The 23108-nt window shown below is 32.1% G+C and carries 25 protein-coding genes; 10 read left to right on the top strand and 15 right to left on the bottom strand.

The window, feature by feature from the left end:
- Positions 1–51 precede the first annotated feature (51 nt).
- Positions 52–1035 (bottom strand): phosphotransferase enzyme family protein, encoded by a 984-nt coding sequence (locus JHL18_RS16530; protein ID WP_200271206.1) that lies wholly within the window; start codon positions 1033–1035, stop codon positions 52–54.
- Between the two features lie 739 nt (positions 1036–1774).
- Between JHL18_RS16530 and JHL18_RS16525 the strand changes: the two genes are divergently transcribed.
- The 4 genes from JHL18_RS16525 to JHL18_RS16510 all read left to right on the top strand — a co-directional run bounded on the left by JHL18_RS16525 (position 1775) and on the right by JHL18_RS16510 (position 5369).
- On the top strand, positions 1775–2785 hold the full coding sequence (locus JHL18_RS16525; protein ID WP_200271204.1) for a sensor domain-containing diguanylate cyclase: 1011 nt from the start codon (positions 1775–1777) through the stop codon (positions 2783–2785).
- Positions 2786–3087: 302 nt separating this feature from the next.
- The gene (locus JHL18_RS16520; RefSeq protein WP_200271202.1) at positions 3088–3498 is read left to right on the top strand and encodes a VOC family protein; all 411 of its coding nucleotides are present in this window, start codon (positions 3088–3090) and stop codon (positions 3496–3498) included.
- 434 nt (positions 3499–3932) lie between these two features.
- Entirely contained in the window at positions 3933–4700 is a 768-nt protein-coding gene (locus tag JHL18_RS16515) for a class I SAM-dependent methyltransferase (RefSeq protein ID WP_200271200.1), read from the top strand.
- A gap of 171 nt (positions 4701–4871) precedes the next feature.
- Positions 4872–5369 carry a GNAT family N-acetyltransferase gene (locus JHL18_RS16510; protein ID WP_200271197.1) on the top strand — a complete coding sequence of 166 codons (498 nt, stop codon included), beginning with the start codon at positions 4872–4874 and terminating at the stop codon, positions 5367–5369.
- A 98-nt stretch (positions 5370–5467) separates the two neighbouring features.
- Here JHL18_RS16510 and JHL18_RS16505 read toward each other — a convergent pair whose 3' ends face one another.
- Genes JHL18_RS16505 through sigY form a run of 6 tightly spaced genes read right to left on the bottom strand, consistent with a single transcriptional unit; the run spans position 5468 to position 8450 of the window.
- Complete coding sequence (locus tag JHL18_RS16505; protein WP_200271195.1) at positions 5468–6220, bottom strand: ABC transporter permease subunit; 753 nt, start codon at positions 6218–6220, stop codon at positions 5468–5470.
- Entirely contained in the window at positions 6210–7148 is a 939-nt protein-coding gene (locus tag JHL18_RS16500) for an ABC transporter ATP-binding protein (RefSeq protein WP_200271193.1), read from the bottom strand. The genes JHL18_RS16505 and JHL18_RS16500 overlap by 11 nt, the downstream gene beginning before the upstream one ends.
- The gene (locus tag JHL18_RS16495; protein WP_200271191.1) at positions 7148–7330 is read right to left on the bottom strand and encodes a PLDc N-terminal domain-containing protein; all 183 of its coding nucleotides are present in this window, start codon (positions 7328–7330) and stop codon (positions 7148–7150) included. The genes JHL18_RS16500 and JHL18_RS16495 overlap by 1 nt, the downstream gene beginning before the upstream one ends.
- A gap of 4 nt (positions 7331–7334) precedes the next feature.
- Positions 7335–7535: a hypothetical protein gene (locus JHL18_RS16490; RefSeq protein WP_200271189.1), complete on the bottom strand. Its 201-nt coding sequence runs from the start codon at positions 7533–7535 to the stop codon at positions 7335–7337.
- Positions 7532–7912 carry a phage holin family protein gene (locus tag JHL18_RS16485; RefSeq protein WP_200271187.1) on the bottom strand — a complete coding sequence of 127 codons (381 nt, stop codon included), beginning with the start codon at positions 7910–7912 and terminating at the stop codon, positions 7532–7534. Before JHL18_RS16485 ends, JHL18_RS16490 begins: the two co-directional genes overlap by 4 nt.
- A gap of 1 nt (position 7913) precedes the next feature.
- The gene (gene sigY, locus JHL18_RS16480; protein ID WP_200271185.1) at positions 7914–8450 is read right to left on the bottom strand and encodes an RNA polymerase sigma factor SigY; all 537 of its coding nucleotides are present in this window, start codon (positions 8448–8450) and stop codon (positions 7914–7916) included.
- Positions 8451–8825: 375 nt separating this feature from the next.
- Between sigY and JHL18_RS16475 the strand changes: the two genes are divergently transcribed.
- The gene (locus JHL18_RS16475; RefSeq protein ID WP_200271183.1) at positions 8826–9071 is read left to right on the top strand and encodes a hypothetical protein; all 246 of its coding nucleotides are present in this window, start codon (positions 8826–8828) and stop codon (positions 9069–9071) included.
- A gap of 57 nt (positions 9072–9128) precedes the next feature.
- Here the strand turns inward: JHL18_RS16475 and JHL18_RS16470 are convergent, their stop codons facing one another.
- From JHL18_RS16470 to JHL18_RS16450, 5 genes are all read right to left on the bottom strand, one after another.
- Complete coding sequence (locus JHL18_RS16470; protein WP_200271181.1) at positions 9129–9707, bottom strand: serine/threonine protein kinase; 579 nt, start codon at positions 9705–9707, stop codon at positions 9129–9131.
- A gap of 111 nt (positions 9708–9818) precedes the next feature.
- Entirely contained in the window at positions 9819–11300 is a 1482-nt protein-coding gene (locus JHL18_RS16465) for a family 1 glycosylhydrolase (protein ID WP_200271179.1), read from the bottom strand.
- Between the two features lie 160 nt (positions 11301–11460).
- Positions 11461–12753 carry a PTS sugar transporter subunit IIC gene (locus JHL18_RS16460; protein WP_200271177.1) on the bottom strand — a complete coding sequence of 431 codons (1293 nt, stop codon included), beginning with the start codon at positions 12751–12753 and terminating at the stop codon, positions 11461–11463.
- A gap of 19 nt (positions 12754–12772) precedes the next feature.
- On the bottom strand, positions 12773–13072 hold the full coding sequence (locus tag JHL18_RS16455) for a PTS sugar transporter subunit IIB (protein WP_200271175.1): 300 nt from the start codon (positions 13070–13072) through the stop codon (positions 12773–12775).
- A gap of 68 nt (positions 13073–13140) precedes the next feature.
- The gene (locus JHL18_RS16450) at positions 13141–13449 is read right to left on the bottom strand and encodes a PTS sugar transporter subunit IIA (protein WP_200271173.1); all 309 of its coding nucleotides are present in this window, start codon (positions 13447–13449) and stop codon (positions 13141–13143) included.
- A 413-nt stretch (positions 13450–13862) separates the two neighbouring features.
- Here JHL18_RS16450 and JHL18_RS16445 point away from each other — a divergent pair, with 413 nt between their 5' ends.
- The gene (locus JHL18_RS16445; RefSeq protein WP_200271171.1) at positions 13863–14360 is read left to right on the top strand and encodes a DUF3284 domain-containing protein; all 498 of its coding nucleotides are present in this window, start codon (positions 13863–13865) and stop codon (positions 14358–14360) included.
- Positions 14361–14525: 165 nt separating this feature from the next.
- Here the strand turns inward: JHL18_RS16445 and JHL18_RS16440 are convergent, their stop codons facing one another.
- The gene (locus JHL18_RS16440; protein WP_200271169.1) at positions 14526–17159 is read right to left on the bottom strand and encodes a PRD domain-containing protein; all 2634 of its coding nucleotides are present in this window, start codon (positions 17157–17159) and stop codon (positions 14526–14528) included.
- A gap of 370 nt (positions 17160–17529) precedes the next feature.
- Here JHL18_RS16440 and JHL18_RS16435 point away from each other — a divergent pair, with 370 nt between their 5' ends.
- Positions 17530–18126 (top strand): Crp/Fnr family transcriptional regulator, encoded by a 597-nt coding sequence (locus JHL18_RS16435; RefSeq protein WP_200271167.1) that lies wholly within the window; start codon positions 17530–17532, stop codon positions 18124–18126.
- On the opposite strand, the gene JHL18_RS16430 is transcribed toward JHL18_RS16435, so the two are convergent.
- Both JHL18_RS16430 and JHL18_RS16425 read right to left on the bottom strand, forming a co-directional pair.
- On the bottom strand, positions 18123–18845 hold the full coding sequence (locus tag JHL18_RS16430) for a DUF4386 domain-containing protein (RefSeq protein WP_200271165.1): 723 nt from the start codon (positions 18843–18845) through the stop codon (positions 18123–18125). The genes JHL18_RS16435 and JHL18_RS16430 overlap by 4 nt on opposite strands.
- A gap of 221 nt (positions 18846–19066) precedes the next feature.
- Complete coding sequence (locus tag JHL18_RS16425; protein WP_200271163.1) at positions 19067–20035, bottom strand: alpha/beta hydrolase; 969 nt, start codon at positions 20033–20035, stop codon at positions 19067–19069.
- 133 nt (positions 20036–20168) lie between these two features.
- On the opposite strand from JHL18_RS16425, the gene JHL18_RS16420 reads away from it, so the two are divergent.
- The 3 genes from JHL18_RS16420 to JHL18_RS16410 all read left to right on the top strand — a co-directional run bounded on the left by JHL18_RS16420 (position 20169) and on the right by JHL18_RS16410 (position 23077).
- On the top strand, positions 20169–20729 hold the full coding sequence (locus JHL18_RS16420) for a TetR/AcrR family transcriptional regulator (RefSeq protein WP_200271161.1): 561 nt from the start codon (positions 20169–20171) through the stop codon (positions 20727–20729).
- A 323-nt stretch (positions 20730–21052) separates the two neighbouring features.
- Positions 21053–21568, top strand: a complete 516-nt coding sequence (locus tag JHL18_RS16415; RefSeq protein WP_200271158.1) for a flavodoxin — start codon at positions 21053–21055, stop codon at positions 21566–21568.
- Positions 21569–21724: 156 nt separating this feature from the next.
- Positions 21725–23077: an MATE family efflux transporter gene (locus tag JHL18_RS16410; protein ID WP_200271156.1), complete on the top strand. Its 1353-nt coding sequence runs from the start codon at positions 21725–21727 to the stop codon at positions 23075–23077.
- Positions 23078–23108 lie beyond the last annotated feature (31 nt).

The following is a 23108-nucleotide window of genomic DNA, read 5'->3' as shown; positions in this document are numbered from 1 at the left end:
GTGTATTTGGGTAAGACATTAAGCTCCCAGATACACTCTTTCTATAATAAATTAAATTGGCATTGTAAAGACAGCTTTTCTATTATTTAAGGAATTTTCTAATTTAGCTCTCAGATTTATAAGCCAGTCAGGTTCATTGTCCAAGCTTTCTTCTATAGAACGAAGTATTCGTACATATCCATATAAATTAACATATCTTCTGAAGATAGGTAATAATTTGAGCATTTCATCAGAGATATCATATTCCAAGCGGTAACCATTGATGAACTCATTTACCGAAAGTTCTACTTGTTCTTCAGGTATCTCTTCTTTGATGCTACCTAAGGATTGTTCGATATCCAATGCATACCAATGATATATGGAATCATCAAAGTCTATAGGTGTATAGGTTTCTGTGATTTCATTAAAAAACAGATTGTCAAGCTCGAAGTCATAATGGATAAGACCAAAGGTTTCTTTAGTAGTTGGCATTTTTGAAAAATAATCTTTAAGCATAGATAACTCATTTCTAGCAGCAGTTTCGTTAGGAAAATTTGATAATACATCCTCCATCCAGCATGATGTTTCTTTCCAATCACTTCGTTTATTATTTACTGGGCTGAATTCACTGCTTAATTTATGCAACTTTCCTAAGGCTTTACCTAAACCAAAGATTAAATCCCTTGTCAAAGGTATTTCTGACATTTGTTTTCTAGAGGCTTCTTTAAAGGCAACGGCATAAAAGCTTCCCCAAGGGGTATTTATTTCTTCAAGTTCGTTGCCAGCTTTAGACAGTATGGTTTCAACTACAGGATAAGCATTATTTCTTAAATAGCTCAAAAACTCCAGTTCAGCAAGTATTTTTTCTTTTGGTTTTTCTTCAGTAGGTGTAAATCTAAGAAAGAAAGTCTCGCCTTGATTCCTACACCAATAAACTGCATTTGATGAAATTCTATAATACTTTAAAAGATTAGGATCGTCATGATCATACTCCCAATTTTCAAGTATCATATGTGCTAAATCTTTATTATCAAACAAATATTTTAATTTTAACATTCACGTAACCTCTTTCATAAATTTTAAAGCTTAATTGAATTAGAGATAAAGTTATATAAAAAGTACATAAAAAAGTATATAAAAATACCACAGCAAGATTAACCTACTGTGGTATACCTAATATTTGGACATAAAAAATACACGCTAACCTGTACCGTGAATTCTAAATACTAACTATTAAGGCTGAAAGGTTAAATCAAAGTTGTTCAAAAGGCACAATAAATAAAGAGTAGGAAAGTACTCTTAAAAAATGCTTTTGAACCTATATGCAATTATTTAAAAATCACCTCATATAACTTTTGCATAAAAAAATTCACTCCTTTCGCCTAAAATTTACTATTAAGCTTTAACCATAATATACCATATAGTTTCTATAAACGCAATGACACATATGAATATTAAGTTTCAGTTATAAGATTAATTTAATGGATTACCTGAGTACTAGATTAAGAAGGTAAGTCTAGAATAGGTTTTTATGACCTATTATTGTAATTATGGCGGGTTACAAATATTGTAGTGAAACGTACCATAAGCAACATGAGTTTTTTTCAATTCATTGATATAACAAACTTTAAGTGGAAAATAGTGAATATAGGGATACCTCAAAAAAACAACTTGTAGAATAATGTCGAATGTTGATGTGGTGTACAATTTAAGCTATAATTATTAGATATGAAGCTAATTAATTTTTAGGAAAAAATTTATAATTAATAGAAATAGAAAAGGTGGCTGGATAGTTTTGAACCAAAATAGTATAAGTAATGACAAGTTACTAGAAATCATTAAAGTGCAGACTGAGGTAGCTCAACAGGGGATGGATCTTGGTAACATAATGGATTTAGTAACGCAAAGAACCAAGCTTATGACTAATGCAGATGGTGCTTCCGTTGAATTAATTGAGAAAAAAGAACTGGTTTACAGTGCTGCATCTGGGATGGCTGAGAGTTTTTTAGGGTTACGATTGAATATTGAAGGTAGCCTTTCAGGGGAATGCATAAAGATGAGGGTCCCTTTGATTAGCAATGATATTGAAAGTGACGATAGAGTCAACAAAGCAGCATGTAGACAAATCGGTCTTAATTCCATGATTGTGATGCCCCTAATATGCATGAATGATGTGGTTGGTGTAATGAAGGTTCTTTCTGCAAGAGCTAATCACTTCAGTGACGATGACATTAAAATTCTAGAACTTATGTCAGGACTTATCGCAGCAGAGATGTTTAACGCAATGAAAAATGGTGAAAGTGAGTTGTTTTATAAAGCAACACATGATAATCTCACAGGAATATCTAACAGATCTTTATTCTATGATAATTTGAGACAAAGGTTATCACTGGCTTCAAGAAAACATGAAGAGTTTGCAATCATTACGCTAGACATGGACGGGCTTAAAGAGATAAATGATAATTATGGACATAGAGCGGGAGACGCAGCAATAAAAGAAGTTGCCCAGCGAATTAACGGCACTTTGGGAGAAAAAGACACCGTATCTAGACTCGGTGGAGATGAATTTGGAATCATTGTTGCAAATTTAGTGGACAAGGATGAATTTAATTCATTGATTCATACAATGGACTTTGAAATCACAAAACCTTTCGAATTTGAAGGCCAGGAAATAAATCTTAGAGCAAGTATTGGATATGCCCTTTTTAAAGAAGATGGCATTGAGCTGGATGTTTTGATTGAAAAAGCAGATAAAGCTATGTATGAAGTAAAAAGAGAGCGTAAAGGACAGGGGAATGTACGCTGATATAAGTTTTTAAGTAATACAACAAAAACGACACATTGATAATTTTATCAGTGTGTTTTTCTTTTATTCTTTGTGAAATTATCCTACTACTCAGAGTCGTAGGATAACTACAGTATGGTTGAGTTATTTTAACTCTAATATGACATGAAAATACTTACAAACTTTCATCCTAGTGATCATAGACCACACGATGAAGAACCTACTAAATTTACAGATACCGTGGTACAATTTATAAATAGTTAATAGTGAATTATTAAAGTGATTTATTGCTTAGTTAATAAACAATTTTAGGAGGAATAATTATGAGTATAAAAATGATACATCACATATGTATTCAAACTGAGAAGTATGAAGAGTCATTAGACTTTTATACAAGAATACTAGGATTCAATATAGTTAGTGAAACTCCAAATTTTCACGGAAGAGCCTATAATACATGGATAAGCTTTGGAGATTTTATGATAGAGCTTCAAACACCTAAAGAAGGCGAGAAATTTAATAAGTGGAGTTCATTAAATGCTGGCCCAGTTCATCTAGCATTTATGGTTGATAATGTAGAGAAGGAATATGAAAGAATTAAATCTCTAGGCTATAAGGATTTTAAACTTAAAAATGGGCAAGTTGTTTATGAGGTGCTTGGAGAAAGTTTATTCAAAATAAAAGCTCCAGAAGGAACTGAAATTGAAATGAGAGATACTGATATTACATTTTAAGAAGATGGTGTGATGGAGCGATTTTATGCCTATTAAGGATTCTATGATAAAATCATAATATTTAATAGATAATTAGAATCTTCTACTTTAAAGATTATGGATGACGCAAAATTAATAAGGTATTTAATAAAAAGTACTTGTCTTTACAGGATGAGTGCTTTTTCTGTTTTCTAAAGCATTGGGTATTTGAGGTGTGATGTTAAAGATGAACCAGTTCAATCCGAAATCTATTTTCAAAACTCCTCTGGGTTCTGAGAGGAGAATTTGAAAATATAAGTTCTAATATGAAGTGGTTCATCTAGATATAAACTAATTCATACGTATATTAAAAATGATGAAGACTTTATTGTACTTTATGGTATAAATTGTATTTAAGTGTTATAATTGTAAAATGTAAAAAACAAAACACTTGTGATCTGAAAAGGAGTGGAAAGATGGATAAGCGACTTACATTCAATGAAGATGCTAGTAATTATGAAAAGTGGCGACCAACATATTGTGAAGAGTTATTTGAAGATATACTCCAGTATTCTGGGCTTAGTAAAGGTAAAAATGCATTAGAAGTTGGGATTGGAACAGGACAAGCTACAACTCCTTTTCTTAATGCAGGGTATAATGTAACAGCAGTTGAACTTGGACATAAACTTGCGGAATTTTCAAAAGAAAAGTTTAAACAATATAAAAATTTTAAGCTTTATAACACTTCCTTTGAAGAATTTCAGTGTGATGATAACAGTATAGATCTTCTTTATTCTGCTACTGCTTTTCATTGGATTCCAGACAGTATTGGATACCCAAAGGTATTGAGGTTGTTAAAGGATAACGGAACCTTAGCTTTATTTTGGAACAAACCAGCTCCAGCAGAAGAAAGTTACTCTTCGCATCTGGAAATTCAAAAGGTATATGAAAAATACTGGCCATCAGCAGATAAGGCATTAGAAAATAGTAGTGAAAGATATAAAAGAATATCAGAAACTATTAAAACTTACGGCTTTAGAGATGTAGAGGTGAAGCTATATCATGGTACACGAAAGTTTACCTCGGAAGAATATATTTGTTTATTAAACACCTACTCTGATCACATAACTATGACAGAACCTTCAAAGCAATTGTTTGAAAATGAAATTAAATATATCATTAAGAAAAATGGTGATTTGTTCAATATTCATGACACAATAGAGTTGTATTTAGCAAGAAAATGAATTGTATAGTATGTCTATAAATTTCAAATTAAAGGTGAAACATTCTAATATGAAATCCATTTTCAAAAACTATCTGGTTTCTTAGAGGAGAGTTTGAAAATTGAAGTTCAATTTAGAAGCAGCTCAGATATAGATATAATTTGTATGAATAATTAGTAAGGGAGTTATAAAATGAATTTAAAGGAAGTAGCACTAGAAAGAGTAACTATAGACTCAAAAGCAAAGCTTGAAAACTTAACCAGCTTATATTTACATGACCTATCAGAGTTTGCAGATGATTTGAAAATTAATAAGGATGGAAAATTTGAATATGAGGGTTTAGAATTATATTTTAAATCTGAGGATTTAAATCCTTTTTTTATAACTTACCGAGGAGAAGTGGCAGGTTTTGTCCTTTTTAATACGGGAAAATATGCTCCTAAAGACATTAACTATGTGGTACATGAACTATTTGTTCTAAAGAGTTTTAGAAATAAAGGAATGGCAAATGAGGCAATTAAAATTTTGATGGACACATATAAAGGAAAATACAAAGTAGTGCAGATATCAACTAATAAGCTTGCAGCAAAGTTTTGGATGAAATTTTATGAGAATCAAGGTATTAAATATATAGAAACAAAAGAAAAAGATGATGATTTAGAGATTAATGTTCAGATATTTAATGTGTAAGTGTAATTAATGAGAAAATAATGCAGCCACTAGTAAAAGTGGCTGCATTATTTTTATTGTAGCTATAATTTTACTTGGATTTATTGCATTATCTGAATTTAAGCATCTATCTCTCTTTTTTTGAATATCAGCACTGAAGAAGTAAAAGCCATAATGGTTAAAATAGCTGTTATCAAAAAGGTCTTAATTGGTAGTTCTGTTGAAAGCTTTGAGGCTTCAGTAATAAGTGCAAATGGATTCAGGGAATATTTGAAGGTGCTTAAAAGTGTAAGGATAATATTAATTCCCATGGATATTAAAGCAACTCCCATAGCTTTCTTTAAAAGACTGCTAAACAAAAATATTATTGAAACCATAAACAACACATACAAATATACAAGTAAGCAGCATAGTATAACAGCTTTAATGGAAGGAAATGCTTGATCAAATACCAAAAAAGAATAATATATATTAGTAAGTACAGAAATTGTACTTATTATAAATAATACAACCGCATAAAAGCTAAATTTTGCAATTACAATGGAACTTTTATAAGCTCCTTTGGTAATGGGAAGTATTATGGTTACTTTTGATATTTCATTGCAAAGAATTCCACCTAAAGTAAGACATAAAACCAATATGCAAATTTGAGGCATATTGCTTCCTAAATAATTTGCAACAGAATCAACTGCATTAGTTTTAAAGAGACTAGACATATCAGTACCGTACTGTTTTTCTAAAATCTTTGGGGTAAGTTTTAGCATTGGAGGAGTCGCTATACTAAAGAAAAAGAAGCCCGTAAATAGTATTATTAGTTTATTTTCTCTATTAGCTTCTATAAATTCCTTGTTTAAGTACGCTTTAAAGGTCACTTGTGACACCTCCCTCAATAATGGTAAAAAATATATCCTCTAAGGATACTTCTTTTTTTGTGAAAGCTTTTATAGGAGAGCCTAAGGATAATAAATAATTAAACATATCTCTCTCATCGGTTAAGGTATTGTCAGTATAAATCTGAGTTATATCGTCCTTGATATTTATATCTTTTATAAAGCTTGGGTAATTTTTAGGCTCTACTTTATTACCAAATTTGACTTCGTAATAACAAGCTCTATACTTATCCTTAAGGGAAGCTAGAGTAGTGGAGGCTAGAATTTCACCCTTATGAATTATAGTGATATAATCACAGATATTTTCTACATCACTTAAAAGGTGAGTTGAGAAAAATACTGTCATTCCTCGTTCTTTTAGGCCTTTTATGATATTCATAACTTCTCTTCGTCCTTCAGGATCTAAAGCAGAGGTAGGTTCATCTAATATAACAAGTTCAGGATTATTGCAGATGGCAACTGCTATACCTAGCCTTTGGAGCATACCTCCTGAAAGTGTTTTTATTGTCTTTTTAGATGCATCCTTAAGACCAACTATTGAAAGCAGTTCCTCAGTTGAAAAAGCTTTATCCTTTGCTTCTGAAAGTGAAAGAATAAAATTTAGATATTCATGAACCTTCATATAACTATAGAACTTAGGCTGCTGAGGAAGATAACCTATAGCTTCTCTCTCTTTATCATAACTTAATTCTCTTCCTCTAAAGATAACCTTACCTGAAGAAGGCTTTTTTAAGCCACAGATAATATTCATAGTTGTAGTCTTGCCAGCACCATTTTCACCGATAAACCCATATATAACTCCTCTAGGAATTTTTATATTTATATCCTTAAGCACTTGAGTTTTACCATAGTTCTTGTTTAAAGAATTAAGCTCTAAAGTGAATTCAGCTTTAGCTTGAAGACTTTCCATCATTCTTCATCCTTTCCTAAGGTTGAATAAACAATGCAGCCAAGGGTGTTTAGGCACAATATTGCCCAAAGCCACTTTGGAAGATGCTTTACCGGATTTTTAATAAGTTTTATAAAGCAAAAAATAGAAAAGATTACTTGAAGTAATAAAACAGGCATTAAAAGTGTAAAATCTATACTCATAAGATTAACTCCTATTCTTTTTAAAATATAACTTTCTATAAATAAGATAAATTATCGCTGAGCTTGGAATGTTCATGAGACCAATGACTCCCCAAATCCAAGGGTTTGGAATCTTCTTTTTAACAGCATCCCTAAATATAATAGTTCCTTGTATGGTAACTAATATAAGAAGAATTGTAATAGTTACTACATTAATCCCGTTCACTTGGCCTCCCTCCTTGTGTTTTTCTTTAGAAAAACTTGGTTTAAGATTAGTAAAAATATCATTGTTATGAACTGAATTGCAAAGGTTATATATAACGAAACTCTCATATACATAAAGCCGATAAATACTGATAAAAATGCCGAAAACAATAGAAATTTAAAGGTTTCTTTTCTAAGCTTCTTTTCAAAACGGATTTGCTCTCCATTTTCCACAATAGAACTTATATCTACATTTACTGAAACATTGTTCTCCAAATCTTCTGCAATAGACATTTTATCTAAAATAGATTTTAAATCTGATTCTTCCTTGCTTTCTTTATTTAGAGAACCATCATAATATTTATCGATATTCTCATCAAAATTATCAAAGGGTTTCATTTTACTTACCTCCATTAAATCTTGAAATTATCTCTTTTATTGCATAATGAATTCTTGATCTTACCGTACCAATAGGGCAATTTACTATAGAGCTTATTTCCTCATAGCTGTAACCATAATAATGTTTTAGTATAAATACAGTTCTTTTATCAGCAGGCATTGATTTTAATATTTTTAAAACTTCTTCGAGTTCTTCTTTTTTTACTACTACTTCTTCAGTAATAGAAGAAGACTGAAAGGTATCTAATAATATATCGGTTTCTTTGTTCTTTCTTAAGTAATCTCTATATTTATTGGTGGCAATCTTTATAAGCCACGTTGAAAACTTAGCATTAGACACAAAGGAATCAATATGAACAACAGCAGATAACAAGGTATCTTGAACGATATCTTCAGTTAGGTCTTTGTCTAAAGTCATCTTTAATACATATCCCTTTAAAATAGAAAAGTTATTACTAATCAGTATTTCAAAAGCATATTTATCACCAGCTTTAGCTCTTGCTATTAAATTTTCTTCATCTTGATTTTTGAAATTCATGAATTCTACCTCTTCTTGCTGTTTTCATTACTTAAACGTAGGAGTTTTAAAAAAGTTCAATAAAATATAAAAAAATTTTAGTGTGCTAAACTAATATGTTGAAATGGTTAATTATCCGACGCTTTAAAGAGCTTGCGCAAAGAGCAGCGCCTAATTAACCATTTTAATAATGCATGATTTAATAAAAAGATTTATTGGTAAGCATTAGTATTTATAATTTTACTCCTAGATCATGTTTATTCATAGAAAAGTTATTAAAAGATGTGGATTGCACTCCAATCATTAGTTGAAAGTGTGCTACAATTATAGTGAAAAGGAAAATGAATTATGGTGATCTGTATTTTTTAAAGTACTTATATAGAGGGGGGAAATACTATGAAGGATATTGCAAAGAAAGGTAAAGTATCAAAAATTATATCTGGATTTTCAGTTATTGTTTCATTGATTGCAATAATTATATCGTTGTTAAATATGAGATTTTGTATAACTAATGGAAAAGATATCAAGAGTGCAGTTCTATCGCTTTTGAGTGGAATTACAATCTTTTTAGCATGTGCAGCACAATTTATAATTATAAGAAATAAATATAAAAAACATTATAAGTGTGAAAAAAATCCGTAGAACATCAAAATTTTTATTTTGAGTCTACGGATTGAAGTGTTTCATCTTTATGCCATTCTAACAAGCAATCATATCTATAACAATTTTTTTCTTACGCATAGCTTCAAAGTATTCATAGGCTTTAATCCAATAATTAAGAAGATTTTCATTGTAAGCTAAAAGATGTTTGAGAAATTCATCAAATAAATTAAGTTTAACTAATATTTTAATCATTTCTTTAGGATAGGGGATGTTTTTTTCAAACACCTTTCTTGGATCAATAACTTGTATTTTTTCATCCTTATTTACAAAGATATGTGCATTTCTAATATCAATCCTTTTAAAATTTAGTCGCTTAAATTCCTCTATAAGTTCTATTATTTCAACAGAAAGGTTGTAAGATAATCCGTTCTTACTAATGTATTCATATAAATTTGTTCCTTCAACATAATCCCTTAGAACTTTATTGTCAGTAATAAACATAACTTTAGGGAAAAATCTACTGCCATTAGTTTTTTCTAAAATAGCAACTTCACTTTCAGCTTTCTTTTTTTCATAAAATATTTTTAAAGCAAAGCCCTCAGGAGTTAAATATACTGCTCCTTCATCCCCTTTTCCTAGAAATTTGCATTCTTTAATGTTTAAAATGTACCGCATATTATCCTCTAAATGATTGTTTTAAATATAATATGATTTTTGTTTTAAGAATTCTACTTTATTTCAATAGGTTTATAGTTTTATTGGCATTTTGTATGAGTAGGAAAAAAGTTATTCTAAATCTACCCCGTCAGTTGCAATTACTTTCTTATACCAATAGAAGCTGTCTTTTCTGCTTCTTTCTAGAGATCCATTTCCCTCATCATCGCGGTCTACATAAACAAAACCATAACGTTTCTTCATTTCTCCAGTTCCTGCAGAAACCAAATCGATGCAGCCCCACATTGTATAGCCCATTAAGTCAACGCCGTCAATATTTATGGCATCTCTCATGGAGGCAATATTCTTACGTAAATAGTCTATACGATAAGTGTCATGTACGCTGCCATCTTCCTCTTTTTTATCATCCCAACCAATCCCATTTTCCACAATCCATAATGGTTTGTGATAACGATCATACAAGGTATTTAGTGCGATTCTTAAACATTCTGGATCTGTTGCCCAGCCCCAAGCATTTGTCTCTAAATATGGATTTTTAATACCCATCATTAGATTTCCGTTAGATTTATTAACATCCTCATGGGTTGAAACAGTCACAGAGCCATAACAAGAGAAACTTAAAAAGTCAGCAGAGTATTTTTCAAGAAGCTCAAAATCCTCAGCTTCTGTTTCTAATATAATACCTTCTCTTTCATATTTCTTTAGCCTGTAAGCAGGGTAGTGACCTCCAGTTTGTACATCTGAGTAGAAGAGGCTAGTTTGAGCAGCTTCCATAACCATTAACTGATCCTTAGGATCACAAGTGTATGGATAAAGAGGCATGTATGCGAGCATTTGTCCAACTTTTATTTCATTGCTTATTTCGTGAGCAGCTTTAACTGCCTTAGCACTTGCTACAAATTGATTGTGAGCTGCTTGTGCTTTGCTTTGTGGTGATGGGTCAGATAAACCACCTGCAACAAAAGGAGCAAATTCCATACAATTGATTTCATTAAAGGTTAGCCAGTATTTAACCTTTCCTTTATAATATTTAAATACTGTTTTCGCATAGTTTTCAAAGAAATCTATACATTTTCTGTTTGACCAGCCACCGTATTTAATTGTGAGACTGATTGGTGTTTCATAGTGGGATAGGGTTACTAGTGGCTCTATACCATATTTCACACATTCATCAAAAACTTGATCATAAAACTTTAAACCATCTTCATTAGGCTCTGTATCATCACCATTTGGGAAAATACGTGCCCAGTTCATGCTTAAACGGAAGGTCTTAAAGCCCATCTCACCCATGTAAGCAATATCTTCTTTATAATGATTATAGAAGTCTGTTGCAACATGGCTTGGATAGTATTCACCCTCAATTACAGCAGGAATACAGTCCTCTGGAAGTTTTGCATTTGGTCCAAAACCAATTATTGCACCTGTTTCACCAGTTTTTACATTTTTATAAGTCAATCGTCGAGGAACGGTATGAGAGCCAGCGGTCATAACATCTGATGTGTTGACGCCTTTTCCTCCTTCATTCCATCCACCTTCATATTGATTGGCAGCAGTAGCGCCACCCCATAAAAAATTCTTAGGAAAACCTTTCATTTACTTAACCTCCGTTTTGAAATCTTAATTATTTGTTGCTTGTTCTATTATTAGGTATCTTTAAAACACCACTTATATATTAAAGTGGGTAGGCTATGCATACACTGCATAGCCACTAAGCTTGAACATATAATTTATATAGCAATTTATTAGGTATAAACTATGCTTCCACTAGATCAGCAGCAGCTTCTTTAGCAACTAATTGCCTTTCGTAAATCTTAAAGAATGGGTACCAAACTATTGTAGAAGGAATTAACATTAGATAATCCCATATTGCATTTTGCCATCTTAAGGTAGATAAATATTGACCAAAACCCATTGGAAGTAAGGCTGAAATAGAAATCCAAGCAGGTTGTAAGAAACCAAATTTATATCCTAGATAAGTACATAACATAACAAACGGAATATTTAATACATAAGGTATACAAAGAATAGGGTTATACATAATTGGCATACCAAAGGTCATAGGCTCATTGATTCCAAACCATCCTGGAACTGCAGAGATCTTAGCAACTGCACTGATTTGTTTAGATTTAGAGCGAAGTCCCATAAGTGCAAGAGGTAAGGTATTACCTGTACCACCGCAGATAGCCATTGCTCCAAATAATGCTACTGGATAGAACACTAAAGGCTTACCAGCTGCATGTGCTGCACCATTTGCAACTGCTGCTTGTATACCTAGAGGCATAATAATTGGAACTAAAATCATGGTACCATGAATACCAAAGCACCATAATAACGCACCAAAAATACAAAGGATGAACATACCTGGAACTGAGGTTAATGCATTTAATGGAACACCGAGGAGCGCCATAAATCCTGAACAAACATTATAAGCTCCACCTGTACCTATTGATACAGCACTGGAAATAGCTAAGAAAATAATTGCACTAAATAATAGTGGCAAAATTGATGAAAAACCATCTTGTAAGAATGGAGGAACTACGTCTGGCATTTTTATACGAATATTTTTATCAGCACAGTACTTTTCAATACGCACAGACATAAACACAACAAGGAATCCGATAAACATGCCTTGAGCTCCAAGGTAAGTCATGCTAATAGATGTTACTCCAGTTTCACTTGTAGTTAAAGCACCGGCTACTAATAAGAAGCAAACCAATGCGTCAACTGCATTCATAATAGGAGATTTCATCTTTAAGTTTTTTGCATAGTGAAAAGCAAATAAAGCAACAACCCATAAAGATAAGGAGTTCATTGTAAATTGATAAGGTAAATAGATGATTGCATAAAGCGTGCTTTTTGAAGAAAATAGATTTAACATGGTTTCGCTACCTATTGAACAAATAATTTGTGATATAGCACCAACCATTATGATACCCATTAAGGACATCATAGAAGCCTGCAAAGCAGCTAAGAATTTGTTACTGCCTAGCTTTTGACCAAAATCTTGAACCTTGATCATGAATTTACTTTCAAATAACTGTTCCATTTTACCTCTCCTTATTTAATTATTTTTCAGCATATAACTTTTTTGCCAACTTCATAATGTTAGGGCAATTTGCAATTGCATAATCAAAGGATTGAATTGGAGCACATGGTAGTCCAGTGTTTTCCTTTACTTCCTTCAAACGATAGGATACCTGTGGTCCCATAAGGACTATATCATAATTTTGATATACATCTTGGTACTCAGCGAGGCCCACGGCTTTAATGTCAAGTTCTTCTGCGGCTTCCTTCCAATAGCTCTCCATCTTTTTCATCAAAATGCTTGTTGACATTCCACCAGCACATACTAATAAAATCTTCATATATTCCATCCTCCTAATTTATAAATGTAACGCTTTATTTTAGACTTTTAAATTGAAATGATACATTTTTATCTGTTTTTGTATAGTAAAACAATTTCTTTAATAAGTTCATTTGCCAGCATGCTTGTCATTAGATGATCCTGCGAATGAACAAGTAACACATTAATGTCTTGTCTCTCCCCATTTGCTTCTTTGAATAATAACTCTGTTTGTGCTTTATGAGCTAGAGTTGCTGCTGCATCAGACTTTGCTAGAAGCTCTTCTGCTTTTTCGAAGTTTCCAGCTTTAGCTTCCTCCAAAGCTTGAAAGGCAAAAGATCGCGCATCACCTGAGTTTGCAATAATCGTCATTGATACTAAATCGTTTTCTTCGTCCATTGGATATCCCCCTTATATTAAAATGTAAATTATTTCCTGGATTGATTTCATTTTAGTGTATAAAAAATCTTTTGTCAAAACGATTACAGACAAGGTTTTTAAGATTTTTATACAGTATTTAGTTAGTATATTTTCAAAAATACACTTGTTTTTTATTAAAATAAGGATTTTTTTAGAATTGGAAGGCTAGTGTATTAATCTTAAATTCATTTTTTATCTAGTGTATAACCATATCATTTGCAAAGTATACTTTTTAACATCTTTAAGAATTTATAAAAGTGTTACATTTAGTATCTTTACCTATGGAATGCAGTCTAGATCAAGGTTTACGGACTTTATTGCCCTATAAAAAGAGATGAAAACTTATAAAAAACACTGTATTTATTTTCCAAATGATGTGCTATAATGTGTCCATGAAACTAACAAGAATATTAAAAATAACTGAAAAAGACTTTTATGATTTTCTTGAAAACGATCTCTTGTCTGATATTAATCAATGCCTCGGTAAGGAATTAAGCGTGGAAGATATCAAGAAAGGACTGAAGTATTCAAAATATGATAACAACGCCCATACTCGTATTGATATATCTATATTGGAGTATAAAAGAGGAGAGTTTTACAAGTCAAAAATCAAAACCTTAGTGGACACAATTACCATAACTTATGAAACTGAAGTGGTAGAAGAAGGCTTAAAGATAACATTTAATCAACATATCGAAAGCTTTGAAAAAGAGAAGCATAACAAATTGATGAGAATGTTTAGCGAGGCTGTTTATTATGGAAGAATGACAGATACTCTCTATGATATTCAAAAGAAAATTCTAAGTAGTAAAGAGGGGATTGTAGAACCAGTTCGTCCACATCCTGTAGAGCATAAACATATGAAAAAACTATTTTCTAAAGAAGTCTAATATGGGGGCAACTCTAAAAATATGTCATTGTTTAAATACAGTGTTGAAAATAACCGAAAATATAAATTTAATTATGGGGTTGTCTATATGTAAAGCTAAAGAGAAAAAATGCCTCCTGTCTATGTTTTATAGAACAAGAGGCATTTTTAGTTACTTTTTAGGAGCTTACACCTTTTTTATAATCATGATTATGGTTGTGATTTCATTATCATCTATTATTATCTTAAAGGTTCTTTCCAAAGGTTTTAGGATTTTAACTATAGCTTGATAATCTTCTTTAAATACTGAAATTAGCTTGTTTCTATCATTGTTACTAACTACTGACTTACCATCTAGCAGCCTTTCTACTAGGCAGGCGAGGTGCATAAACAATCCAACTCTTTGATCTTCAGTAAATTGATACAGCATGCTGAATTCATCTATTATATTTGGAAGCACAGTTTTAAGTTTTGAGATAGATGTGTACTTGAACTGCTCACCTAAGTATTTATATACATCGTTATAATCCACCGAACGAGAATTAACAGGCTCAAACATTAGTATACGGTCTAAATCCTCTTTAGAGCTTTCAAAAACTTTTTGTATAGAGATGAAGGGAATTCCGAATAGCTTCGGATCGTATGCACCAACAAAACTATGGATGTTATAAGTTTTTTGAAGTGCTAAAACTTCTCTTAAAAGCTCATTTCGTGAAGATATTGCAAGGGCTATGGTCTTCATTCCTAGCTTTGAATATTGATCGATGTATAGTTTTAACTGAGCTGCGCCCCCTTCGCCTGTATGACAAAGAGTAACTATGATATTGTTATGCTTTTCTACATTTTTCTTCATACTATTGATTTCAAGGTTAGCCATATGATATACATAATCGATGTCACTTTCCATAGAGCATTTTCTTGCAACGTCAATACCAATCAATGTAATAGGCATATTGATATATCTAATTTTTACATCAATTTCTTCAGAGATAGTATCAAGCATTGTCTTAATAGAACCCATATCATATATGACAATAACACCTTTACCGCGATCGATTTTCTCAATAAGCGCCTTAATTTCCTCCATAGCTTGTCTTGTTCCGATATCTAAAGCTAAATCATAGCTATATGAATTATGGCAATGAGTTAAGCTATTTGTAACATCCTTTAAAGAGGAGGCTGTTTGGCTGCCATGCATGATATAAAGCATTACAGGGTGGTCTTCCTCGCTATTTTCATCGGATTCGATTAGGAACATGGCAATTAAAACTACCTCGTGAATTGGCAGATTTAAATTTAGTTTTTCCTTTAAGATCGTTGCAAACTGTACACTTGCAGCATATTCCTTAGGATAATCCTGAACAATTTTGATGATTTGATTATTGTCTATTCTCTGCTCAGAGAGATTTATGGTTAACAATGAATTTACATGGAGGCAAAGTCCATAAAATACATTTGATTTATAGTTTATTCCTAGCCCTTTTTTACAATTATCCAGAAATATATTGACCATTTCAATGATCCTTGGATCTACAATTTTAGAAAGCTGCTCTAGATTGTTTGAATCATCAAAACCATTATAATAACGGTACTTCTTAAACAAATTGTGGATATGGGTATTCATAACATTTTCAATACCACTGTCTGTTATTCCAAGATTAGATAACTCATCATACTGTTTTTTGATTTCAGAATACATATCAACTGTTGAATGAGGATCATAGTAGTTTGGATCTATAATATTTTTATCATAAATAATTGAATCTCTTTTACCAATAAGTGCATCAATTTCGTTAGCATAGCCTTTTAGATTCAGTAGACTCTTTTTAATTTGTCCCTTAAAATCATTAACACATACATAAATAGGTTGTTCTGACTCATTAACAACTCGAACATAAGCATTTGCACAGGCCGCTTTAATATCCAGTTCTAAGCCCTTAACATTATAATTAAATTCTGATAATAGTAAGGCTTTTATTGACTCCGCAGTAACTTCAATAGACCGTTCTGAGTTTGAAGCTTCGACTTGGAAAAAATGATTGATAAGCTCAAAACGTTCCTCCATAGAACGATCTTTTAGTTCAGGAAGTTCAATGGTAACAGGGATTATACGATTGATTTGTAAGCCGCTTTGTGGAGAGCAGGCAAGTACTAGAAACAAATCATTGCAATCTAAGTTTTTTGTTTTATCCTCAGAAAAGATCTTGCCTGAATCCAAGAATTTAAAGAGAAAGCTTTGCTGCTTTGCATCAAGCAAATCAACATTGTCAAGAAAGAGCATTCCGCCTTGAGCTCTAGCGAAGCAACTATTATTTAAATCACCTTGATTTCCAAAGAGGTCATCATTTAATATAGATACATTTTTAGAGTAATGACGACAGTCTATTTTTATATAAGGAGCAGTCTTTGATAAGATTCTCATTTCTTTAGCAAATTCAAACATTAAGGAAGCAAAATAAGTTGTTCCACAGCCTGTCTTAGAAGAAAGCAAAACATTTAAGCTAGACCTTGGGTAGAGAATAGCAGCTTGGGCCAATTGAATTGCATTTCGTAAGCTTCCGTTATAACCAATTAATTGAGTGAAACAGGACTTTTCTGAACTTTGATTAATTTGGTCAGGGAGCTTATAATAAACCGGTCTTGTGGTTGTCTTTGAAAGCTTACCTTCCTTTACAAGCTCGTTTAATAAAGCACTTACATTGGAGCGGTGTAAGCCTAAAGCTTCAGCAACAGTTTTAGTTTCCAAGCCATTTTTATATTCATTAGTACTATAAATTTCTTGCTGTATGAATTCGTATACAGTTTCCTTTAGAGTTTTCAACTTATTTATCCCCCTTACTTCAATTGTTCCTAAGATTTTCATTTCTATGAATGTGCAAAACCCTATACTGGGTCCAGATATCTAAAGCTCTAGTTAAAATTGCAGATACATTCTACAACAAACACTTTATTAATATTATAAAAGTAAATGTGATTGTTTACAATAATTGGATGATTATTGTGTATAGTTTTGTAACAGTAATATTAAGAGATAAAATTTTTTATATGGGATTGATCAAAATAGAATTTTTACGGCATAGCATAATGAAGAACTATGGTGTACAATGCCTTATTTTGCTAAAATAGAAGAATATAAAACGTAGTAAATAAGAACCTTAATAAGAAAATTATTTATAAAGGACGACATAGATATGAATAAAGATTTGATAGAGTTCATGGAAAAAAGTACCTCTCTCAGTAGGGAGGAAATCATAGAAATAGCGAAAAATATTGTAGTTAATAGATACAGTAAAAAGACACAACTTTTAAGGCAGGGGGAAGTGGCGGACAAGTGTTATTTTGTACTAGCTGGATGCATAAGGCAGTATAAAATCGGAGACGATGGCAGAGAAGTGACCATCAACTTTTTTACAGAAAATCAAGCTGCGGTTATATTTAAAAGTTATAAACAAAGGACACCAAGTGAATATTTTTTATCCTGCGTAGAAGATTCAATAGTTATTGAAGGAGACTTGAAGTCTGAAGAAGATATGTACTCTAAGTTCCCAATGCTGGAAAAGATAACGAGGACTATGATTGAACAAAATTTTGGAGAGGAACAAGAGGAAAGAGCAAGCTTCATGGCTGCAGTTCCAGAAGAGCGTTTTCGAATGCTACTTAAGAAAAGACCTGGACTAATAAATCGTGTGCCACAGCACCAATTGGCAAGCTATCTTGGGATTACTCCAGAATCCTTAAGTAGAATTAAGAAAAGAGTATCCAAAGATAGCCTATTTATAAAGCCTTAAGCTTTTACCTTCTTTGACTTGCCACCTTTAAATAGCAGCCATATGCCTAGGCCTAGTTCGCTAGCTGCCATTGGAAGGCTTAATATGCTTTCCAATATTTTTGTAGTGCTTTCCAATTGAGGTAAAAATAGATGCATTATGTGAATAAATATATAGCTAAAAGAAGCGATTACTAAAAGTATTCCTAATGTTTTTGGGAGGAAGCCTGACTTTATCACCAAATAGCCAATTATGAAAAGATGAGCTCCGAAAATAATAAGTCCCAAAGACCATATTTTATTAAAGCCTATGATAAACAGTAGTACTAAAAACTGTAATTGTTCTGGTTCAGGGAAAGAAAATTTATATTTGGTATTTAATAAGATTGCCACAAATATCAAGTTTAGTATAGCTATACCAAGAATAGCAGAATAGGCAAGTCGAAACCATGCACCAAGTAGCGAAAGACTATTGTCAAATTGTTTTAAAAAGATATATAATGCCCAAGAAATAACGATATCTCCAATAAGAGTTACGAGCCAGTTAAAGATCCCTAGTTGAAATAGGGAAAGTGAATTTTTTATATTATACATTGTAGAAGCAGAATCACCTTCTACAATTAGCTTGCTCTGAACAACTCCTACTGAAAATCCTGCTGTAATGGCTATAATACATATGGTAATTCCAGCTATTAAAGCTGCTGTGCGAAGTGATATTTTTTCTTTTTCAAATATTAACATATAATCATCTCCTTTTTTATATGGATGTACCACTTCGTAATGAAATTTATTATTTTTAAATTCTCTCACCAGAAGCCGTGAGAGTTTTAAAAAAAGATTGAGGTTCGAAGAGGTACATCTATATATGAGATGATTATATCAACCTTATAATAGTAAAGCCTTGACTTAAGTCAAGAGAACTAAGATTTTAGTAATATTGGTTTAAACTATTTACTTATACCTTACGTCTCTTGCTCTGCAAAATAGTTCTCTGTTGCATATTTAAAAGAATTAACAAGAAATTCATGAGCTTTTTTAGTTACCTCAGCTTTTGGACATATCTGATCAAAACCATGGTAACATCCATCGAAGATTTTAAAATCAACAGGTATTCCAGCCATTTTTAAGTTTTCTACATATTGAATAGTTTCATCTCTAAAGGGTTCTAAGTTTCCTACAAAGGTTGCTGTTGGTGGAAGACTAGTATAATCTTCTGATCTTGCAGCAGCGGCATAGCATGGCACACTTTCAGTGCCAAATAAACTACCAAGATATAGCTTCCAGCCAATAAAGTTAGATTTAGAGTTCCAAACTGGTGCATCATTGTCCTTTGCAGAGTCAGTTGTCATTCTATCATCAATCATTGGATATAGTGGCATCTGAAAAGCTATATTAACTTCGCCCTTATCTCTTGCATATAAAGAAAGTGCTGCAGTTAGTCCTCCACCGGCACTATCGCCTCCAATCATTAGCTGATCAGAGCGTATTCCTAGTTCTTTTGCGTGATTTTTCATCCATAAAAGAGTTTCATAGCTATCTTCTAAAGCAGCAGGATAGGGTGCTTCTATTGACAGTCTGTAATCAGGAGCAATGACAATACAATCACGGGCTTCTATAAATTTTTTTGCATATAGCTTTGATACCTCAGGGGCACCAAGTGCATAGCCTCCTCCATGTATCCAAAGAACACCTGGTACATCTTTTTTAGGAGTTAGAGGTCTAAATATGCAAATACGAAGCCTTGAACCATCTTTTCTCACGATATATTCCTCTGAGAATTGTATGGTCTCATCTGCTACCTTCATTTTACTTTTACGACTCATTTTATACATAAAGCGTAATCCTGATTCAGTATATGTAGCATTAAGAAGCTTAAACACTCTTCCGTTAATTCTCAAATCTTTATCAATAGAACTAAATTTTACTTTCATTTCTGCCTCCAATTTTTTAAGTGTAAAATTAGACGATGTGTTGTATATTATCTATATATTAAATTACAGTAGAGTTTTATTCAATAAACACTTGAAGACAATTTGTCTAAAATTCAATATGGAGGGAATCTTTATGGGGATATATAAAGATAAACGTGAGTATATAAAAAGTATTTTAGCGGAAGCTTTTTGGAGTTTATATGAAGAGAAAAGTTTAGATAAAATAACTGTGAAGGAAATTACAGATAAAGCAGGTTATAATAGAGCCACCTTTTACGTTCATTTTGACGATATAAATGATGCATTAAAATATATTGAAGATAGGATATTTGAAGATTTTGATAAAAAGTTCACCGATATTAATGTAGAGACATATAACCAAGAAGAGCTTCTCAAGAATACCATTGAGCTACTTAAACTAAACGAAAAATACTATAGAGTTTTACTCTCTTCAAAAGGTGATCCATATTTTGCCGTAGAGCATAAGGAAAAGTTGAAGAAACTTTTTTATGCTAACATCTTAAAAAATGGTGTGTTAAATGAGGAAAGCAGTAATTTTGTTGTAGAGTATCTTGTAGGTGGTTTGATTAGCAGTTTAATGTATTGGTTCGAAGAAAAGCCATTTTCTGAAGTAGAACTTTTCAATAATTTATCTAGTTTGTCTTATGGTAGCATGAAAAATATAAGCGGCTAATTTTTTACCGAAGAGGATAAAAAAATTATGTATATAAGAAATAGTAGATATTATTTCTCTGGAAATATTTGTATGGGAGTTTAAGTGTATTATCAATTATTTGATTTAGGGTCTTTAGAGAATTTGATAAAATAAAATATTACAAGAAACAGCTTGAATCTTTTGTTTAAGCTGTTTTTTCTGATTACATGAATTTTTAGTATAAATATGGCATCAAGAATTTAGTTATTCATTCTACAGGGTCGGTAATAAAAAACTATTGACTTGGAGTTAGGTCCAAGGAGTAGGGTAATAATAAGAGATTAAGAAAGAGGGGACAAATAATGAGTGGAAAATCTTTAATAGCCTATTTTACAAGAGAAGGGTATAACTATGTGAGCGGTAATATTGTAAGTTTACCAGTAGGAAACACAGAGGTAGCTGCAAAAATGCTTCAAAGAATAACAGAAGCGGATTTATTTCGTATAGAAGCTGTGAAGCCGTATCCTGAGGATTATACAAAATGTACAGAAGTAGCAAAGGAAGAGCTACAGCAAAATGCAAGACCAGACTTAACTAGCAAGGTTGATGAAATGGATTCTTATGATGTGATATTCCTAGGATATCCTAACTGGTGGGGAACTTTTCCTATGGCTGTATTTACTTTTTTAGAAACCTATGATCTATCTGGAAAGAAAGTTATTCCTTTCTGTACTCATGAGGGAAGTGGGATGGGACGTAGTGAAAGTGATATTAAAAAACTTTGTACAAGTGCAAAGGTAGAAAAAGGACTTGCTATCAAAGGTAGTAATGTTGAGGGAGCAGAAAAAGAAATTTTTAAATGGGCTCAAAAGTACTGAGTTTTAATGTAATTATAGGGCTCAAACTTCAACTATTAAGATATGCATGCCTAAAATTCATAGGTGCACGATTTTCGAACATGAATAACTTAAGTTTTCGTAATGGAACCCTATATCTAATTTTTGAAAAGAACAGGTGAAAATGGAGCTGATTAAATGGAAGCAACTTTAGAAAAGAAACGTCTTTTTTCAAATCGTGACTTACTTACTTTATTTTTACCGCTGATAATAGAGCAGGGACTTGAATATACCGTTGGAATGGCAGCTTCCATGATGGTGGCACAAGTTGGAGAGGCAGCTGTATCAGGAGTGTCATTGGTAGATTTTATTATGGCACTAATTATTAGTATATTTGCAGCATTAGCAACAGGAGGAGCAGTAATTGCAGGACAGTATCTTGGGCGCAAAGATAATATAAAAGCAACTAAAGCAGCAAATCAGCTAGTGAAGTGTTCACTATTGTTATCAGTTGTAATAACTGTATTATTATATATTTTTAAACCACTAATTCTAAATCATTTATTTGGAGATATTACAAAAGATGTATCGGATGCAGCAAATCATTATTTTATGATAGTAGCAAGTTCAGTTCCGTTTTTAGCTTTATATAATTCTGGTGCTGCAATCTTTCGTACTATGGGCAATTCTAAGCTGCCGATGAAAATTATGCTTGTTATGAATATTATAAATATAGCTGGTAATGCATTATTAGTTTCAGGATTTCATATGGGGGTTACAGGTGTTGCAATTCCTACATTAATTTCAAGAATTGGTGCAGCACTGATTATTCTTTTTCTTGCAAATAAAAGTGATTGTGAGCTTAGAATTACAAAGTTTTTAACTGAAAAATTTGATAAAGATATGATAAAAAGGATTTTAAATATTGGGGCACCTTTTGGTTTTGAGAATGGGATGTTTTATCTAGGAAGATTGATTGTATTAAGTATTGTTTCAATGTTTGGAACCGCATCAATCGCAGCTAACTCTGTTGCAGGAACTATTGTTATGTTTGAAGTGCTACCGGGTATGGCAATGAATCTCGGACTTTCTGTTATCATATCAAGATGTGTGGGAGCTAGAGATTTTGAACAGGCAAAGTACTATAAGAAAAAAGTAAGAATTATCATCCATTTAGGATTTATTCTTAGTTCTGTAGTAGTACTACTTTTAATGCCAGTGATTATGCATGTTTATAATCTTTCGCCAGATGCTACATCCATGACATGGAAGATAGTTATCGCACATGCAGTTATGATGACTTTAATATGGCCATCTGGCTATATGCTTCCTATTGTATTCAGAGGAGCTGGGGATGCAAAATTCCCAATGATAGTCAGTACTTTATCTATGATTTTTTGTAGAATTGTCTTGTCTTACGTATTTGCAATAGGATTTAATATGGGAATGTTAGGTACCTGGATTGCTATGTTTGTAGACTGGATTGTAAAAACAATTATTTTTGAAATTCATTATAAAAATGATAAATGGACAAAATTTAAGGTTATTTAAAGATTTTGTATAGAAAATTCTTAAAAAATAT

The sequence above is a fragment of the Clostridium yunnanense genome, from assembly GCF_016595795.1.
Taxonomy (GTDB): Bacteria; Bacillota; Clostridia; order Clostridiales; family Clostridiaceae; genus Clostridium_AR; species Clostridium_AR yunnanense.
This window is presented reverse-complemented; position numbering and strand designations above follow the sequence as displayed.

Excerpts from the sequence above, each read along its gene's own strand:
- JHL18_RS16510 (WP_200271197.1), top strand. The coding sequence starts at position 4,872 with ATGAATTTAAAGGAAGTAGCACTAGAAAGAGTAACTATAGACTCAAAA.
- JHL18_RS16435 (WP_200271167.1), top strand. The coding sequence starts at position 17,530 with ATGAATAAAGATTTGATAGAGTTCATGGAAAAAAGTACCTCTCTCAGT.
- JHL18_RS16495 (WP_200271191.1), bottom strand. The coding sequence starts at position 7,330 with ATGAGTATAGATTTTACACTTTTAATGCCTGTTTTATTACTTCAAGTA.
- JHL18_RS16420 (WP_200271161.1), top strand. The coding sequence starts at position 20,169 with ATGGGGATATATAAAGATAAACGTGAGTATATAAAAAGTATTTTAGCG.
- JHL18_RS16465 (WP_200271179.1), bottom strand. The coding sequence starts at position 11,300 with ATGAAAGGTTTTCCTAAGAATTTTTTATGGGGTGGCGCTACTGCTGCC.
- JHL18_RS16425 (WP_200271163.1), bottom strand. The coding sequence starts at position 20,035 with ATGAAAGTAAAATTTAGTTCTATTGATAAAGATTTGAGAATTAACGGA.
- JHL18_RS16450 (WP_200271173.1), bottom strand. The coding sequence starts at position 13,449 with ATGGACGAAGAAAACGATTTAGTATCAATGACGATTATTGCAAACTCA.
- JHL18_RS16410 (WP_200271156.1), top strand. The coding sequence starts at position 21,725 with ATGGAAGCAACTTTAGAAAAGAAACGTCTTTTTTCAAATCGTGACTTA.
- JHL18_RS16445 (WP_200271171.1), top strand. The coding sequence starts at position 13,863 with ATGAAACTAACAAGAATATTAAAAATAACTGAAAAAGACTTTTATGAT.
- JHL18_RS16515 (WP_200271200.1), top strand. The coding sequence starts at position 3,933 with ATGGATAAGCGACTTACATTCAATGAAGATGCTAGTAATTATGAAAAG.
- JHL18_RS16500 (WP_200271193.1), bottom strand. The coding sequence starts at position 7,148 with ATGGAAAGTCTTCAAGCTAAAGCTGAATTCACTTTAGAGCTTAATTCT.
- JHL18_RS16530 (WP_200271206.1), bottom strand. The coding sequence starts at position 1,035 with ATGTTAAAATTAAAATATTTGTTTGATAATAAAGATTTAGCACATATG.
- JHL18_RS16475 (WP_200271183.1), top strand. The coding sequence starts at position 8,826 with ATGAAGGATATTGCAAAGAAAGGTAAAGTATCAAAAATTATATCTGGA.
- JHL18_RS16455 (WP_200271175.1), bottom strand. The coding sequence starts at position 13,072 with ATGAAGATTTTATTAGTATGTGCTGGTGGAATGTCAACAAGCATTTTG.
- JHL18_RS16460 (WP_200271177.1), bottom strand. The coding sequence starts at position 12,753 with ATGGAACAGTTATTTGAAAGTAAATTCATGATCAAGGTTCAAGATTTT.
- JHL18_RS16470 (WP_200271181.1), bottom strand. The coding sequence starts at position 9,707 with ATGCGGTACATTTTAAACATTAAAGAATGCAAATTTCTAGGAAAAGGG.
- JHL18_RS16520 (WP_200271202.1), top strand. The coding sequence starts at position 3,088 with ATGAGTATAAAAATGATACATCACATATGTATTCAAACTGAGAAGTAT.
- JHL18_RS16430 (WP_200271165.1), bottom strand. The coding sequence starts at position 18,845 with ATGTTAATATTTGAAAAAGAAAAAATATCACTTCGCACAGCAGCTTTA.
- sigY (WP_200271185.1), bottom strand. The coding sequence starts at position 8,450 with ATGAATTTCAAAAATCAAGATGAAGAAAATTTAATAGCAAGAGCTAAA.
- JHL18_RS16415 (WP_200271158.1), top strand. The coding sequence starts at position 21,053 with ATGAGTGGAAAATCTTTAATAGCCTATTTTACAAGAGAAGGGTATAAC.
- JHL18_RS16485 (WP_200271187.1), bottom strand. The coding sequence starts at position 7,912 with ATGAAACCCTTTGATAATTTTGATGAGAATATCGATAAATATTATGAT.